The 15,295-nt window shown below is 31.5% G+C and carries 14 protein-coding genes; 1 reads left to right on the forward strand and 13 read right to left on the reverse strand.

Translation table 11 applies throughout. The annotated features are described in order from the left end of the window. Nucleotides 1-52 precede the first annotated feature (52 nt). From ACKTSU_RS01075 to ACKTSU_RS01135, 13 genes are all read right to left on the reverse strand, one after another. Nucleotides 53-682 carry a carbonic anhydrase family protein gene (locus ACKTSU_RS01075; protein ID WP_408034538.1) on the reverse strand — a complete coding sequence of 210 codons (630 nt, stop codon included), beginning with the start codon at nt 680-682 and terminating at the stop codon, nt 53-55. 24 nt (nt 683-706) lie between these two features. After that, nucleotides 707-1,507, reverse strand: a complete 801-nt coding sequence (locus tag ACKTSU_RS01080; RefSeq protein ID WP_408034539.1) for a universal stress protein — start codon at nt 1,505-1,507, stop codon at nt 707-709. Between the two features lie 16 nt (nt 1,508-1,523). Beyond that, nucleotides 1,524-3,104, reverse strand: coding sequence for a SulP family inorganic anion transporter (locus ACKTSU_RS01085; RefSeq protein ID WP_408034540.1), 1,581 nt, complete (start codon nt 3,102-3,104; stop codon nt 1,524-1,526). Nucleotides 3,105-3,289: 185 nt separating this feature from the next. Then, entirely contained in the window at nt 3,290-3,589 is a 300-nt protein-coding gene (locus ACKTSU_RS01090) for a hypothetical protein (protein ID WP_408034541.1), read from the reverse strand. A 58-nt stretch (nt 3,590-3,647) separates the two neighbouring features. Further along, nucleotides 3,648-4,400, reverse strand: coding sequence for a tetratricopeptide repeat protein (locus ACKTSU_RS01095; protein ID WP_408034542.1), 753 nt, complete (start codon nt 4,398-4,400; stop codon nt 3,648-3,650). After that, complete coding sequence (locus ACKTSU_RS01100) at nt 4,400-6,163, reverse strand: BatD family protein (RefSeq protein ID WP_408034543.1); 1,764 nt, start codon at nt 6,161-6,163, stop codon at nt 4,400-4,402. Before ACKTSU_RS01100 ends, ACKTSU_RS01095 begins: the two co-directional genes overlap by 1 nt. A gap of 53 nt (nt 6,164-6,216) precedes the next feature. Continuing rightward, a complete protein-coding gene (locus ACKTSU_RS01105) occupies nt 6,217-6,765 on the reverse strand; it encodes a hypothetical protein (protein WP_408034544.1) in 549 nt (182 codons plus the stop codon). Next, a complete protein-coding gene (locus tag ACKTSU_RS01110) occupies nt 6,765-7,460 on the reverse strand; it encodes a tetratricopeptide repeat protein (RefSeq protein ID WP_408034545.1) in 696 nt (231 codons plus the stop codon). Before ACKTSU_RS01110 ends, ACKTSU_RS01105 begins: the two co-directional genes overlap by 1 nt. Before the next feature lie 25 nt (nt 7,461-7,485). Beyond that, nucleotides 7,486-8,523 carry a VWA domain-containing protein gene (locus ACKTSU_RS01115; protein WP_408034546.1) on the reverse strand — a complete coding sequence of 346 codons (1,038 nt, stop codon included), beginning with the start codon at nt 8,521-8,523 and terminating at the stop codon, nt 7,486-7,488. A gap of 23 nt (nt 8,524-8,546) precedes the next feature. After that, the gene (locus ACKTSU_RS01120) at nt 8,547-9,554 is read right to left on the reverse strand and encodes a vWA domain-containing protein (protein ID WP_408034547.1); all 1,008 of its coding nucleotides are present in this window, start codon (nt 9,552-9,554) and stop codon (nt 8,547-8,549) included. Continuing rightward, the gene (locus tag ACKTSU_RS01125) at nt 9,541-10,458 is read right to left on the reverse strand and encodes a hypothetical protein (protein ID WP_408034548.1); all 918 of its coding nucleotides are present in this window, start codon (nt 10,456-10,458) and stop codon (nt 9,541-9,543) included. Before ACKTSU_RS01125 ends, ACKTSU_RS01120 begins: the two co-directional genes overlap by 14 nt. A gap of 2 nt (nt 10,459-10,460) precedes the next feature. Further along, on the reverse strand, nt 10,461-11,327 hold the full coding sequence (locus ACKTSU_RS01130) for a DUF58 domain-containing protein (protein ID WP_408034549.1): 867 nt from the start codon (nt 11,325-11,327) through the stop codon (nt 10,461-10,463). Nucleotides 11,328-11,403: 76 nt separating this feature from the next. Then, a complete protein-coding gene (locus tag ACKTSU_RS01135; RefSeq protein WP_408034550.1) occupies nt 11,404-12,393 on the reverse strand; it encodes an AAA family ATPase in 990 nt (329 codons plus the stop codon). Nucleotides 12,394-12,606: 213 nt separating this feature from the next. On the opposite strand from ACKTSU_RS01135, the gene ACKTSU_RS01140 reads away from it, so the two are divergent. Next, nucleotides 12,607-15,216: a TonB-dependent receptor gene (locus ACKTSU_RS01140; RefSeq protein WP_408034551.1), complete on the forward strand. Its 2,610-nt coding sequence runs from the start codon at nt 12,607-12,609 to the stop codon at nt 15,214-15,216. The last annotated feature ends 79 nt before the right edge of the window (nt 15,217-15,295 follow it).

Raw genomic sequence — 15,295 nt, forward strand, 5'->3', positions numbered from 1 at the left:
AACTTGAGTTTAGACTCCCTTTGTATTTAAGTGATATGTTAAGTTTTAAGTTCTATTCAAAGAAAGCAACAGATCCATCTTTAATGTCATACATAGCTCCAATAATCATAATTTCTCCGTTTTTATGCATTTCAGCAAGTACATCACTTTCTTGTAAAATTCTATCGATTGTTAATTGTACGTTTTTCTTAGCAACAGTATCAACAAATTCTAAGTTAGATGAGTTTCTTAAACTAACATCTGTTGGTTCTGTAACAGCTTCTACTGCTGGTTTAATTTTACCTAACATATTTGTTAAGTTACCTAACTCAGCATTATCACAAGCTCCTTTAACAGCTCCACAACTTGTATGTCCTAAAACTACAACTAGTTTTGTTCCTGCTAATTTACAAGCAAACTCCATGCTTCCTAAAATATCTTCATTTACAAAGTTACCAGCAATTCTTACACTAAAAATATCTCCTAACCCTTGATCGAAAACTAATTCCGCTGAAACTCTAGAGTCAATACAACTTAAGATGGTTGCAAAAGGAAATTGTCCTTCTCTAGTATCGTTTACTTGCTCTAATAAGTTACGGTTTGCTTTTAGGTTGTTTTGAAATCTTAGGTTACCTTCTTTTAAATATTGTAAAGATTTCTCTGGGGTCATTGTAGCCTGCGTTTCTTTAGTATGTGCTTTCATGATATATGTTTTTATAAGGTTGTTTTAATTAGTAGACGTTACTAATAGTGATGTTTTTAAGTTGTTTATCACTGAGTAAATGTCTGATTTTGTTAAAGAGTTTTCATTTTCTCCTCTATTTATATGTAAAAGATGAACGTTGTTTTTTAATAAATAGTTAGAGAGATTTTTAATTGTATTATTATTTTTATCGAAATTATAATTTACAGTCTCCTCATTAAGATTTTTTTGAATATTATTCATACTCTCTCGGTTTTTAATGAAATTAAAAGAAATTAAAGGCTCTTTAGTGTTAGCTAATAATCCTTTAGTTATATCTTTATCTAAAGATTGTATATTATTATTTAAAAGTCCTAAAGTAATATGTTCATCAGGATTTAAACTATTGTTGTTTTCAGCAATAAAAATAATATTATTGTAATTTTTTAAAATATAACCAGTAAGGTTATCGCCAGTAATATTTAATGAAGAAGGTTTTCTTTTACCTAAAACAATTACATCTGGGTTATTTTTACTTATATACTGATCTATTTCTTGTTTTACATTACCAAAAGAAAAATCATAAGTTATAGTTACATCATATTCTTTAGAAATAGGTGTAATAAAGTTTAAAATTTTCTTTTTAGTAGAGCTATATTCTTTATTAATAGTGCGCATAGCAGATAGCTGACTCTCTTTTTTTACAATATCTGTTGCATTTTTTGCATGAAAAAAAGTGATGTCGGCTTGAATCATTTTTGCAATACTAACAGCACTTTTAAGAGTATTGTTAGTAGATTCTTGTAAGTCAGAAAGCACTAGTATTTTATACTTGTTTTGCTTCATGGTTTAAATGATTAGATTATGCTGCTTTAGGTCTTAATTTAAAGAATTGAATAAAACTATCTGGATTTTCAACTTCACCACGTTCAGAAATAAGTTTAATGTTGATATTTCTTTCTTTGGCTTTAATAGCAAAATCTTCTAATATTTCAACAATATCGTTGTCTAAATACCTTGTTTTGCGCACATCTAGTTCTAAATACGTGTCTCTTGGCAAACTATCTAATTCTTTTAAGATAGCTCCTTTGTTAAAGAAAGTTACTTCTTCAGCAAGTGTCATTTTTATTTTGTGTAAACCATTGCTCTTGTCTTCTATGTGTAAGAAGTGAGAGTTTTGATAACTCTTAATTAAAATAACAACAACTCCTACTGCCAAACCTAATGAAATACCAGTTAATAAGTCAGTAAAAACAATACCTAAAACTGTTATAACAAATGGTACAAACTGCTTCCAACCTAAGGCATACATTTGCTTGAATAAGCTTGGTTTTGCTAATTTGTAACCTACTACTAGTAAAATAGCTGCTAAAACTGATAAAGGTATTTTGTTTAATAAAGTTGGAATTAAAATTACCGATATTAATAATAATAAACCGTGAATAATAGCAGACATTTTAGATTTACCTCCAGATTGAATATTAGCTGAACTTCTTACAATTACTTGCGTAATTGGTAATCCACCGATTAAACCAGATAAAATGTTACCTGTTCCTTGTGCAACTAATTCTCTATTGGTTGGAGTTACGTTCTTTTCAGGGTCTAATTTATCAGTAGCTTCAACACAAAGTAACGTTTCTAAACTAGCTACTAAAGCAATAGTAAAAGCAGTTACCCATACTTCATAATTAGTAATAGCGCTAAAATTAGGGAAAGTAAATTGAGCTAAGAATGAATCAACACTTTCAGGAATTGGTACACTTACTAAGTGAGAAGCTTGAATTGCTAATGTTCCGTCTCCTTGGGTAAGAGTAAAGAAAATGATACCAGTAACAACTGCTACTAATGGACCTTGAATTATATGAAATATTTTACCTTTTTTACTTAAAACTTTATCCCAAAGAATTAAAATTGCTAATCCGATTAAACCAATAACCATTGATCCCATTGTAATATTATCTACAATATTAAAGATCGCAGAAAATGTGTTTTCACCAGATGATTCAATAAAACTATCTGCTCCTTCTGGTTCAGCATCGTATCCGAAGAAGTGAGGAATTTGCTTTAAAATAATGATAACTCCAATACCGGTAAGCATTCCTTTAATTACAGATGACGGGAAATAGTACCCGATAACACCAGCTTTAAGAACTCCAAAAAGGATTTGAATAATACCTCCTAAAACTACAGCTACTAAAAAGTTTTCATAACCTCCTAAAGAAGCAATAGCTGTTAATACAATTGCTGCTAAACCAGCAGCAGGTCCACTAACTCCAATTTTAGAACCACTAATAGCTCCAACAACAACACCTCCTACGATTCCTGCAATTACACCTGAAAAAAGAGGGGCACCACTAGCTAATGCAATACCTAAACATAAAGGTAAAGCTACAAAGAACACGACTATACTAGCAGGTAAGTCGCTTTTAATATTTTTAAACATAATGTATGTGTATATTTTGATACTCTAAATGAAAATTTAGAGTGTACTTTTAAAATGAAAAATCAATTATTTTTAATTATTAGATTGAGGGGTGTAATATTATAGACACGCATCTCAAAAAATATTAATTTTATTCACCAAGTACCGCATGGAGTATTATTCCATGAAATAATTAGCAAAAAAAATTAAGCAGTAAAAAACTCGGGAGGTGGAGTTAGAATTTTAGGGTATTGAGAAACGTAGTTTTTAGACTCAAAACGTACGTTTTTCTTTTTTTGGATAGTTTTGTACAAAAAAGAAACATAATCATTGTTAGGATGCGCTTTCAATTCTGCGACCTTAACATGTTTTGTATTTTCTTCTTCTTCACTTAAACTTAAGAAGATAGTAATATCTTGGTCTTTATCTACCAATGTGATTATCGAAGGAGTAACAATAATCCCAGCGAATAATACAACAAAAAATATGGCGATTTTAGACTTCAATCAATATAACTATTATAAGTTCAGCTGCAAAAGTAATTATTTTTTTAAAGCTAAAATGTTATAATTCTTTTAAATTTTCAGATTGTGTCCAACCTATTTTGCCATCAGCAAGTTTTATTTTTTTCCAATTATCTACCGAATCTAACACAAGAACTTTTGTTCCTTCGTGCAAGGTAAAGACTTCGTCTGAGTTATTTGTAGGCTCATTGTTAACCGAAATTACTTCCGAAAAAACGATGGCTTCTATAGTGTTTTTTGATTGATTGTATTGAGTGTATGTAACAATCAAAGATGCAATTAAAAGTAAAAAAGAGATAATGCTAGTTGTAAAATATAGTCTCTTTTTACTAGGGGTATAAGCAAAATAAAATAGTAAAAAGAATACAGAAGCAATAAATGAGATTATTACTGTAACGATAGCCCAAGTGTTGTAAGCTAACTTTTGTAAATAGTTTTCATTGAATTTTTGCAATACAGATTTAGGTAAGGCTTCAATTCTATCTAAGGTTAATCGTTTTGCTAAAACTAAATTGTTTTTAGCATCTTCGTTCAAAGGATTTAGTTTTAATGCTTTTTCGTAGTTATAAATTGTAGGAGCTACTTTGTTAAGTTTATAATAACAGTTTCCTAAGTTATAATAGAGTTCAGAAGAAGCAATGTTTTGACTTTTAATTTGCTCATACAATTTAATTGCCTCTTCATAATTACCTTTTTTATACAAAGAATTGGCATTTGAAAATAAATCATTGGTGTTTTGTGCCAAGGTACAAAATGACACCAATAAGAATAATAATATAGCTAGCTTTCTCATTATAATTGTCGGTCTAATTGCATTATTACTTGTTTTGCCTTTTCGTACTCTTCTTTCATTTGTACGTTTGTAATGGGAGTATATCGAGCAAAATCACAATTATTAAAGACATCAATAAAACTACTTATTGTGGTGCTGTCAACATTTTTATTAGCTAATAATTCAGTGATTTTTTCACGACTGATATCAGAGGTTTCTACACTTAATTTAGCTTTTAAATAATTGTGTAAAGCTCTTTCTAACGCCTCATAAAAAGCTTCTTTGTTACCTAGTTGTTTTTGAGCTTCCGATAAGTATTTTTTAGCTAGTTTATCTGCTTTTCTTAGTTTGTTTCCTAAAACATCACTATTACGTTCTTCTTTCTTTTTCTGAATAAAAATTCCGATAGGAATTGCTACAATAGGAAGTAATAACAAAATATAAAATAAAGTAGATTTAAAGAAATCTTCTGTTTGTATAGGTTGGAAATTAGTTGATGTTTGAATATATCTAAAATCACTACCTGTAATATTTACATTTTGTTTGGCTACAGCATTGGTGTCTGAATCCGTAGGGATTTCTTTTCCTTCTAAAACATCAACATATAAGTCGTCTGTTGTAATTGTTTGATATACCTCTTCTTTAGGGTTGAAGTATGAAAAACTAACCTTCGGGATTTTATACTTTCCTTTAAATTCTGGAACTACAGTGTAGCTGTCGGTAACAGATCCTTTTAGCCCGTCAGAAAGAACACTAACACTTTCTTTTCTTTCTGGTTGGTATACTTCTAGCTCTTTAGGGGTTTCAATTTTAGGAAGTTCAAATAATTTTAAATTTCCTTTTCCGTTAACAGCAACTTTAATTTGAGATGATTCGTTTGCTTTTAAAGTGTTTTTACTAAGAGAAACATCAAAAGAAAATTGCCCTACTGCTCCTGTAAAATCTTCTGGTTTATTTTGAAGAGGTAATGCTTTTGCGTTGATTACTTTTTTTACTGAAGAAAACTCTTTACGAACTTGACGTGTAATAAGATTACCAAAAAAGTCTGCTTTTCCAGTAGGTACAGCTACGACAACATCCATTTTCATAGGGTCTATTGTTAGCTTACCTGAAGTTGTTGGGATTAATAAAGCTTTATGTAAAACGGCGTAACGATGACGTTCTCCATTGTAAGTGCCTATTTTAACTTGAGTTCCATTAATTTTTATCTCTTGGTTCCAAAAACCATTGTATTGTGGTGCTTCTGTAATTCCAAAATCATAAACGCTCACATTATCGCTAACATACAGACGATACTCTATGTATACTCCTTCACCTACATAAGGTTGTGACTGGGAAACTTCAGCAACTAAATGTATGTTTTGTTCGGCAATATAATTCGGATCGTTTGGATTTTTAGGGATATCTACAGCATCTAATACAATAATTTTTACAGGATTAGATTTGATGGTTTCTCCTTCAATTTCAATGCTTGCTGAAGGAATGTTAAATTCTCCTTTTCGTAGGGGCTGAAGAATAAAAGTGTACGATTGGTTAAAAGAAACTTTACCGTTAATCCAAGATTGACTTACTGATTGACTCGGACCACCAACAATTTTAAAATTAGTGAAGTTTGGTGGTTTAAAATTATCACCACCTTGTTTGTTGATAGAGAATTCAATACGTAATCGTTGGTTTACACCTAATTTATTTTTACTGACAGTAGCTGTTAATGCAGTGTCTTGTGCACTAAGAGCAATTGTTATAAAACTAACTAATAACGTTATGTATACTTTCAACTTCATATTCATTTTTCAAAAATGCCTAAAAATAATTAAGATTTTAACAACTGAAAAAATTACCAGTCTTTTTCTTGTTTTACTTTTCTTCCTTTTGATTTTTGCGCATTTATTTTCTTTTGCGTTTTGTTTTCTTCGTTGTTTAAACTCTCTAGTAGCTGTTTCATTTGCTCAGGAGTCATGTTACCTTGTTGAGGTTTAGGTTGTTGATTTTGTTTGTCTTTTTGATCTTGATTAGGTTTTTGCTGATTGTTTTGATCGTCATTTTTTTGATCTTGATTATCATTCTTTTTGTCCTTATCGTCACCTTTTTGATCGTTGTTTTGATCGTTCTGCTTGTTTTTATTATCCTTTTGGTCTTTGTTTTGCTGATCTTTCTGGTCTTTGTTTTTATTCTTTTCCTCTTCTTCTTCAATTTTTTTCTTTAAGGCATTCAACTTTCTATCATTAGGAAAAGCTTGTAATCCATCATTAACAATATCTTTTGCAGATTGAGTTTTTCCGTAGGTATATAGCTGTGCTCCCGCATTAAAAAAATTAGTAGCAGAGCTTTGTGCTTGCATCAGTGTTGAAGCCAAACAAACTAATATGAATAAAAAACTTCTCATTATTTAATAATTTGATTAATATCTTCAAGTCTTTTAATATAGTCTTGATAATGTTTGGTTGTTTGATCTTTACTTAAAGCTTCTTTCATTAAACTTAATGCTTTAGAAAAATCATTATTATTTAATGCGTTATCAGCTTTTTGTTTCATGCTTTTTGCATACTCTGATGGTTTAATATCTTTATTATCAGGATTATTTTTGTTCTTATTGTCGTTATTGTTCTGTTTGTTTTGTTCTTGTTTTTTAGCTTCTTTTTGAGCAACCGCTAAATTATAACGAGTTTCATCATCATTCGGGTTTCTTCGTAAAGCATTTTTAAAAGCTTCTACAGCTTGCTCGTATTGTTTTTCTTCCATCATAGCATTACCAATGTTGTGGTAAGCTTCAGCTTGCTCTATTTTGTTTTTTGAAGTTTTGGTGGTTACTTCAAACTGTTCAATAGCTTCTTTGTATTTTTTTTCTTGATATAAGGTGTTTCCGAAGTTATAACTCGCTTTTTCATACTTACTGTTTTTACCTAAGGCTTTTCGGTAAGCAATGGCAGCATCGCTATATTTTTCTTTGTTGTATAGTTTGTTTCCGTCTCGTAATAAAGCACGTGCTTCACGCTGTAACTTCAACGTATCTTGTTGTGCGTTTACCGTAGCCGATAAAGCAAAAGCAAGGATTATTAGGATGTTTTGTAAATTTTTCATTCTATCATTCAATACTTAACGGAGTTTACGACTCCTCATTAAATAAATCTACTTTCTTTAACCATTTGGTTTTTTTGTCAAACAAAAACATATCGAGAATTAAAAACAACAACCCAATAGCTACAAACCATTGAAATTGGTCTTTGTAATCAGAGAATTGCTTAGTTTCAAACTCACTTTTTTGTGCGTTACCAATAATTTTTTCGATGGCCTCAACTGGATTTTCAGTTTTATTTCCATCAAAATATTGTCCGTCAGAAGCATCAGCAATTCCTTGTAAAACATCAGGTTTACGTTGGGTAATTACTGTTTCTCCCATTCTATCTTTTTTATAACCAATAAGTGCGCCATTTAATTTTATAGGAATTGGACCTCCTTTTTCAGTACCTACACCTACGGTGTATACTTTTACGCCTTCGTTGGCAATATTTTGCGCAACTTGTTTAGTTTCTTCTTGATGATCTTCACCGTCAGAGATTATAATTAAAAAGCGATTGGTTTGCTCATCGTTATCGTAATAAGTTTTTGCTAAGTTCAAAGCTTCTTTTATAGCGGTACCTTGACTTGAAACCATATCAGGATTTGCATTTTGCAAAAACATTTTTGCTGCGGCGTGATCGGTTGTTATTGGAAGTAACGGATACGCATTTCCTGCATAAATGATAATACCAACTCTATCACTTCCTAATTTATCAATCGTTTTAGAAATAATTTGTTTAGCTTTTTCTAGTCGATTTGGAGCAATATCTTCTGCTAACATACTTTTAGAAACATCTAAAGCAAAAACAACATCAACACCTTCTCTTTTTACAGTTTTAAGTTTGGTACCCATTTTAGGGTTTACCAAAGACAGAATTAAAAAAGAGAGTCCTAAAATAAAAACAATCAATTTTAAAACGGATTTAAAAGTGGAAGTGTTTGGTGCTATTCTGGTTAAAAGAATAGTGTTTGCGAATTTTTTCTGTGTTCTTTTTTTCCACCATAAAACCAACAGGAAAACCACAACTATTATGGGAATAATTGCAAAAAGGTAAAAATATATTGGTTCTTCTAGTTTGTACATTTTTTATTCAAAGGTTTGAATGATTAAATAAAGCTTTTAAATAATGTGTTTTTCAGTAAAAACTCTAGTAATAAAAAGATTCCTGCTAAGAACACGAGTAAGCGATATTTTTCAGAATAATTATAGTATTTAAACTCTTCTATTTTTGTTTTTTCTAGCTTGTCAATTTCGTCGTAAATTTCTTTAAGCTTCGTGTTGTTTGTGGCTCTAAAATATTTTCCGTTAGTTTCGGAAGCTATATGTTTTAGTAGGGCTTCGTCAATTTCTACAGGTTGATTTTTAAATGAAATCTTACCTGTTCTTGGGTCTCTTGCCCAAGGTACAGGAGCCATTCCGTTAGTTCCAATACCAATAGTGTATACTTTTATTTCGTTACCTTTTGCTAGCTCCGTAGCTGTTTTAGGATCAACAAATCCAGCATTATTTACTCCGTCTGTCAACAGAATAATTACTTTACTCTTTGCTTCGCTTTCTTTTAATCTGTTTACGGCAGAACCTAAGCCCATTCCGATAGCGGTACCATCCTCTAATTGTCCCCATTTAATTTCAGAAATGGTTCTTTTTACAATGGATTTATCACTGGTAATAGGAGTTTGTGTAAAACTTTCACCAGCATATACAACAATACCAATACGATCATTGGGACGACGATTCACAAAATCAGTAGCTACTCTTTTTAAAGCTTCCAATCGGTTTGGCTGCAAATCTTTGGCTAACATACTTGCTGAAACATCAATAGCCATTACAATATCAATACCGCGATTTGTTTTTGTTTTCTTGCTTACGGCTACGTTTCTTGGACGAGCCAAAGCAATGATTAAACAAGTCAACGCAAGTAGTCTTAACAAGTACAATAAAGGTTTTAATTTAGGTAAAATAGAACCTTGTATTTTAAAACCTTTGGTGCTTGACATTTTTAATTTCGCGCTATCTTTTTTTCGGCTATAGAAACTCCAAAAAGCTAATAGAGGAATCAATATCAGTAACCATAAAAACTCGGGACTATGAAACTCAAAATTATTCCACTTCATCTTCTTCTATTTGTTTTTTTGGTTTCAAATTATCAATAATAAACTTAGCATTTTTACGGTCTCCCTCTATTTCATGAGATAAAGGTTTTGACTTTGCAAACTTTACTAAATCGGATTCTTGTAATAATCCTTTTAACTTTTCAATAGTTTCTTTAGTTGTTTCTATTGATTTTGTGTCGTTAAAATCTTTTAAAACACTAATTAATTCATCCGTAGTACTTTCTAAAGCAGGAACGTGTAACTCTCGCTCAATATACCCTCTAATAATGTCGGTTAACTCGCTGTAATATTGTTTTACTTGATTATTCTGCCACAATAATTTTTTATCTAATTCTTCTAATTTTTGCATTGCTTCTTCATAAGGAGCCAATAACGGAACAATAATCTTTTCTTGTTGTTCTTTTTTCTTTTTGAAAACAAAGAAGTAGAGTAGTAGCGCAATAATAGCTAAAGCTATTACAGCCCACCAGATATACTGTTTGAAATCGTCAAATTGATATGGTTCTCCTTTGATTCCTTTAATAGGGAATTTTTTAACCTTGGTAGTGTCAATAGGAACAGTAGCAACATTTACTAGCAAACTATCAGTTAAATAGGCTTGATTTCTAACGAATATTTGCTGCCTTGGAATGTAAAATGCGCCACTATCAAATCCTGTTAAAATATATTTTTGAACCAGTTTGTTTTCAATTGTGTCGATCTTTAGGGTATCGATTACTTCCAACCCTTTTAAACCTTCTAACTTAGGGATGATGACATTTTCGGTAGCATCAACAGATATTTTATATTGAAATTGTTCTCCAATTCTAATGCTGGTAGTGTCAATTTCAGCTTTTACCTGAGGTTGTTGTGCAAAGGTAAAAGAAGCTAAAAACAAGCATAAATAAAAAAAGTTGTATTTCATTCTTATCCTTTTCTTTTAAAATAACCTAATAATTTACGCACATAGCTTTCATCAACTCTAGTGCTAATAGTACCTGCACCACTTTTTGTAAACGAATTTTCAAAATAATCGGCTAAACGTAAGGCATTAGCTTTGTAATGTGTTCTTACATTTTTAGAACTCGTATTTACCAAATGTGTTTTGCCTGTCTCTGCATCTAACATTTGAACCATTCCTAAATTCGGAATTTCTTCATCGTGTTTATCGTATACGCGAATACCCGTTACATCGTGCTTATTACCAACAATTTTTAAAGTACGCTCATAATTGTCATCCATAAAATCAGAAAGCATAAAAACAATAGCTTTCTTTTTCATAATGTTGGATAAAAATTTTAAAGCCTCACTAATGTTAGTTTGTTTGCTTTTTGGTTGAAATTCTATAAGTTCACGAATAATTCGTAATACATGACTTTTTCCTTTTTTAGGCGGAATGTATAACTCAACCTGATCAGAAAACAGAATTAATCCAACCTTATCGTTGTTTTGAATGGCAGAAAATGCTAATGTTGCGGCAATTTCAGTAACTGTATCCTTTTTAAATTGTTCAGAAGTACCAAAAAATTCAGAACCTGAAACATCGACTACCAACATCATAGTAAGTTCGCGTTCTTCTTCAAAAACTTTTACATAAGGTTCATTGTAACGTGCGGTAACATTCCAATCGATTGCTCTAATATCGTCTCCGTATTGATATTGGCGTACTTCAGAAAAAGTCATACCACGCCCTTTAAAGGTTGAGTGATACTCTCCTCCAAAAATATGATTAGACAACCTACGTGTCTTAATTTCTATTTTTCGAACTTTTTTTAGTAATTCTTTTGTGTCCATTTTTTCAATTCTCAGTTAACAGTTATCAATAATCAGTAAAAATATATTCAGCTGATAATTGTTCATTGATAATTGATTAAGGTACTTGTACTTCGTTAATAATAGAATTGATAATATCTATTGAAGTAATATTTTCGGCTTCTGCTTCGTAAGTAATTCCAATTCTGTGGCGTAATACATCATTTACTACAGCTCTCACATCTTCAGGAATTACGTATCCTCTTCGTTTAATAAAAGCATAACATTTTGCTGCTTTTGCTAAAGCTATACTACCACGAGGAGAAGATCCAAAACTAATTAATGGTTGTAGTTTTTCTAGGTTATATTTTTCAGGATAACGTGTTGCGAAAATGATATCTAAGATATATTTTTCGATTTTTTCATCCATATACACCTCATTAACTACTTGACGAGCTTTGATAATCTGGTCTATAGAAATTACAGGGTTTATTTTTTGAAAACTTCCATTTAAGTTTTGACGCATGATAAGTTGTTCGTCTTGTAATTTTGGGTAGTCAATCACAGTTTTTAACATGAAACGGTCAACTTGTGCCTCAGGAAGTGGGTATGTACCCTCTTGTTCAACTGGGTTTTGAGTTGCCATTACTAAGAAAGGTTCGTCTAGCTTAAAAGTTTCGTCACCAATAGTAATTTGACGTTCTTGCATAGCTTCCAACAATGCAGATTGCACTTTTGCAGGCGCACGGTTAATCTCATCTGCTAATACAAAGTTGGCAAAAATTGGCCCTTTTTTAATAGAGAAATCATTCTCTTTTACGTTGTATATCATAGTCCCTACTACATCGGCAGGTAGTAAGTCTGGAGTAAACTGAATACGGCTAAAACTTGCATCGATAGCTTTAGAAAGTGAGTTGATAGCTAGGGTTTTTGCTAAACCAGGAACACCTTCTAATAAGATATGACCGTTTCCTAAAAGCCCTATAAGTAATCGTTCAATCATGTGCTTTTGACCAACAATTACTTTATTCATTTCAGTAGTTAATAAATCTACAAAGGCACTCTCTCTTTCTATTTTTTCATTGATGGCTCTTACGTCTATATCCATAGTATTTGAAATAAATTAGAATTTTATGAAACAAAGCTACAATAATAAGAAAATAAGAGTTGTTAAAGTATGGTTAAAGGTAAAAAGCCGTGATTGAGTGGTTTTTTGTTAAATAATAGTATTTCTGTTTGTGTATATGTCAATTTTATATTAAAAAATTTGCTATTCTAATATAAAATTAACATTTTTAACATTATATATAAACTAAATCTAATGAATACACTTATGAAAGCAAAAAACAAAATTTTTGTCTTTATTTTATTGATGTCATTTACATCAATGATTGGTCAGACAATTAAAGGTAAAGTGACTGATGAAAGTGGAGTACCACTTGCTTTAGTTAATGTTTTGGAAAAGGAGACAGTTAATGGGGTAAGTACAAATGAACAAGGTGAGTTTGTGCTCAATGTTAAAAAGATGCCTGCTACATTAGTGTTCTCTTCGGTAGGTTTTACTACGTTGGAAAAAACATTGTATAATGTTTCTTTCGTTACTATAGTTTTAAAGGAAGATAATGTTTTAGAGGAAGTTGTGTTAACAGGTAACCGTGCTAAGCCTAGAACAATTTTAGATTCTGCAGTGCCTATTGATAATGTAAGTGTGAGAGAGTTGCAAGCTACAGGTCAAACAAATATAGACCAAATGTTAACGTACACAGTTCCTTCTTACAATTCAAGTAACCAAACAATTTCTGATGCAACAGCGCATTTTGATCCTGCCGATTTACGTGGGTTAGGACCAAGTAGAACTTTAGTTTTAGTAAACGGAAAGCGTAAGAACCAAAGTGCCTTAGTATATGTAAATGATACACCAGGTAAAGGAGAAGTAGGAGTAGATATGAAAAGTATTCCTACAGCTGCTATTGAAAGAGTAGAAATTTTACGTGATGGGGCTTCTGCTCAATATGGTTCAGATGCTGTAGCTGGGGTTGTAAACATTATTTTAAAAAAAGGTGTTGAATTTACTCAAGTAAATGTAAACTCTGGAGTAACGAAAGAAGGAGACGGATTTAATATTGATGGAGATGTTAACCATACATTTACCTTTGGTGAAGGAGGTTTTGTGAATGCTACCTTAGGTTTAAGTTATCAAGAAAAAACCGATAGGGCTGGTGAACCAGGAAAAGATGATTTGTTTGGTGTAGATAATCAATGGACACGAGATAATCCAGATTTAGGAATGATTATTGGACAACCAGAAATGAAAAAAGGAGATTTGTTTGTGAATGCAGAATATCCTTTAAACGAGAACACTACACTATATGGTTTTGGAGGATTTAATATGCGACAAGGTAAAAGTTTTGCTCTTTATAGACCTCCATATTGGATTACAGATGATTTTGGATTGTTAACACCTCCAGGAGAAACTTATGATGGATTTCAACCAACCTTTGAAACAGATATTCAAGATATTTTATTCACAGCAGGTAGTAGGTTTAAGTTAGGAGGATTTAATGCAGATTTAAGTGGTAGTTATGGTCGTAACTCTGTTGATTATACAATAGGCAATACAATTAATGTAAGCTTGGGAGCTAACAGTCCTACTTCTTTTGATGCAGGAGCATATGCTTTCAGTAATATTGTAGGGAACTTTGATATGAGTCGTTCTTTTGGGGATGTAAGTTTAGGGTTTGGTGTTGAAGCAAGACAAGAACGATTTGAAGTAACAGCTGGAGAGGAGGCTTCGTATATTGATGGTGGAGCACAATCATTTCCTGGTTTACAACCTGGTAACGCTTTAAATGAAACAAGAACTAACGTAGGTGGTTATGGTACATTAGATTGGGATGTTTCAGAAGACTTTTTAATAGGCGGGGCAGTTCGTTATGAGAATTATTCAGATTTTGGAGATAATTTTTCATGGAAAGTAAATTCTAGATATAAGTTAGGGGAAGCAGGAGTGTTAAGAGCTTCATATAGTACTGGATTTAGAGCGCCATCATTACATCAGGTATATTTGAGTAATGTACAAACTTTAGTTTCAGGAGGTACTATTTCAAATCAAGGAACATTCAATAATGTAAGTCCAGTGATTCGAGATTTAGGAGTTGATCCATTATTTGCTGAAACTTCTAAAAATGTTTCGGCAGGTATTACGGTAAAGGCTTCGAATGACTTTACAATTTCGTTAGATTATTACAATGTTAAAGTAGATGATAGAGTAGTGTTTTCTGGAGAAATTGGAGGTACTGATGATGACGGGAATCCAAATGCAGATGTTCAACAGATTTTGGATGATAACTCAGTAACAAGTATTAAGTTTTTTATCAATGCTGCTGATACTAAAACAGAAGGTTTTGATTATACAATGCGTTATAAAAACATTGACTTTGCAGCAGGTAAATTAGGATTAAACTTAGCATTAAACATCAATAAAACTAAATTAGAAGGAGAAGTAAAAACTCCAACTAAGTTAGCAAATTATAAGAATGCTATTTTTAATAGAAAAGAACAATCAAGAATTATTAGTGCAAGACCTAATACTAAACTTTTATTTGGGGCTGATTATAAGTATAAAAAGTTTACAGCCTTTTTAAATAATACATACTTTGGAGAAGTAACATGGCAACATGCTACAGATCCTAATAAAGATCAAACATTTACTGGAAAGATAATTACAGATATTTCTTTAGGTTATGAGCTTTCTGATATGATTTCTTTCAATGCGCAAGTAAATAATTTATTTGATGTGTACCCAGACGAAATTGATACAAAGGGAGATGTTGTAACTGATTTAGGAGGTCGTTTTAAATACCCTTGGGAAGTAAATCAATTTGGATTTAATGGAATGACATTTAAAGCAGGATTAACCTTTAAATTTTAAGATTAATTATTTGATAATGAAAAAAAGCACCTTTTAAAGGTGCTTTTTTTATGGTCAATTTCTTTACTTGTATAGTGTT

The sequence above is a fragment of the Tenacibaculum aestuarii genome (assembly GCF_964510395.1).
GTDB lineage: Bacteria > Bacteroidota > Bacteroidia > Flavobacteriales > Flavobacteriaceae > Polaribacter > Polaribacter aestuarii.

What these genes read in the sequence shown, in the direction of transcription:
- ACKTSU_RS01075 (WP_408034538.1), bottom strand. Translation starts at nt 682, where the DNA reads ATGAAAGCACATACTAAAGAAACGCAGGCTACAATGACCCCAGAGAAA.
- ACKTSU_RS01080 (WP_408034539.1), bottom strand. Translation starts at nt 1,507, where the DNA reads ATGAAGCAAAACAAGTATAAAATACTAGTGCTTTCTGACTTACAAGAA.
- ACKTSU_RS01085 (WP_408034540.1), bottom strand. Translation starts at nt 3,104, where the DNA reads ATGTTTAAAAATATTAAAAGCGACTTACCTGCTAGTATAGTCGTGTTC.
- ACKTSU_RS01095 (WP_408034542.1), bottom strand. Translation starts at nt 4,400, where the DNA reads ATGAGAAAGCTAGCTATATTATTATTCTTATTGGTGTCATTTTGTACC.
- ACKTSU_RS01100 (WP_408034543.1), bottom strand. Translation starts at nt 6,163, where the DNA reads ATGAAGTTGAAAGTATACATAACGTTATTAGTTAGTTTTATAACAATT.
- ACKTSU_RS01105 (WP_408034544.1), bottom strand. Translation starts at nt 6,765, where the DNA reads ATGAGAAGTTTTTTATTCATATTAGTTTGTTTGGCTTCAACACTGATG.
- ACKTSU_RS01110 (WP_408034545.1), bottom strand. Translation starts at nt 7,460, where the DNA reads ATGAAAAATTTACAAAACATCCTAATAATCCTTGCTTTTGCTTTATCG.
- ACKTSU_RS01115 (WP_408034546.1), bottom strand. Translation starts at nt 8,523, where the DNA reads ATGTACAAACTAGAAGAACCAATATATTTTTACCTTTTTGCAATTATT.
- ACKTSU_RS01120 (WP_408034547.1), bottom strand. Translation starts at nt 9,554, where the DNA reads ATGAAGTGGAATAATTTTGAGTTTCATAGTCCCGAGTTTTTATGGTTA.
- ACKTSU_RS01125 (WP_408034548.1), bottom strand. Translation starts at nt 10,458, where the DNA reads ATGAAATACAACTTTTTTTATTTATGCTTGTTTTTAGCTTCTTTTACC.
- ACKTSU_RS01130 (WP_408034549.1), bottom strand. Translation starts at nt 11,327, where the DNA reads ATGGACACAAAAGAATTACTAAAAAAAGTTCGAAAAATAGAAATTAAG.
- ACKTSU_RS01135 (WP_408034550.1), bottom strand. Translation starts at nt 12,393, where the DNA reads ATGGATATAGACGTAAGAGCCATCAATGAAAAAATAGAAAGAGAGAGT.
- ACKTSU_RS01140 (WP_408034551.1), top strand. Translation starts at nt 12,607, where the DNA reads ATGAATACACTTATGAAAGCAAAAAACAAAATTTTTGTCTTTATTTTA.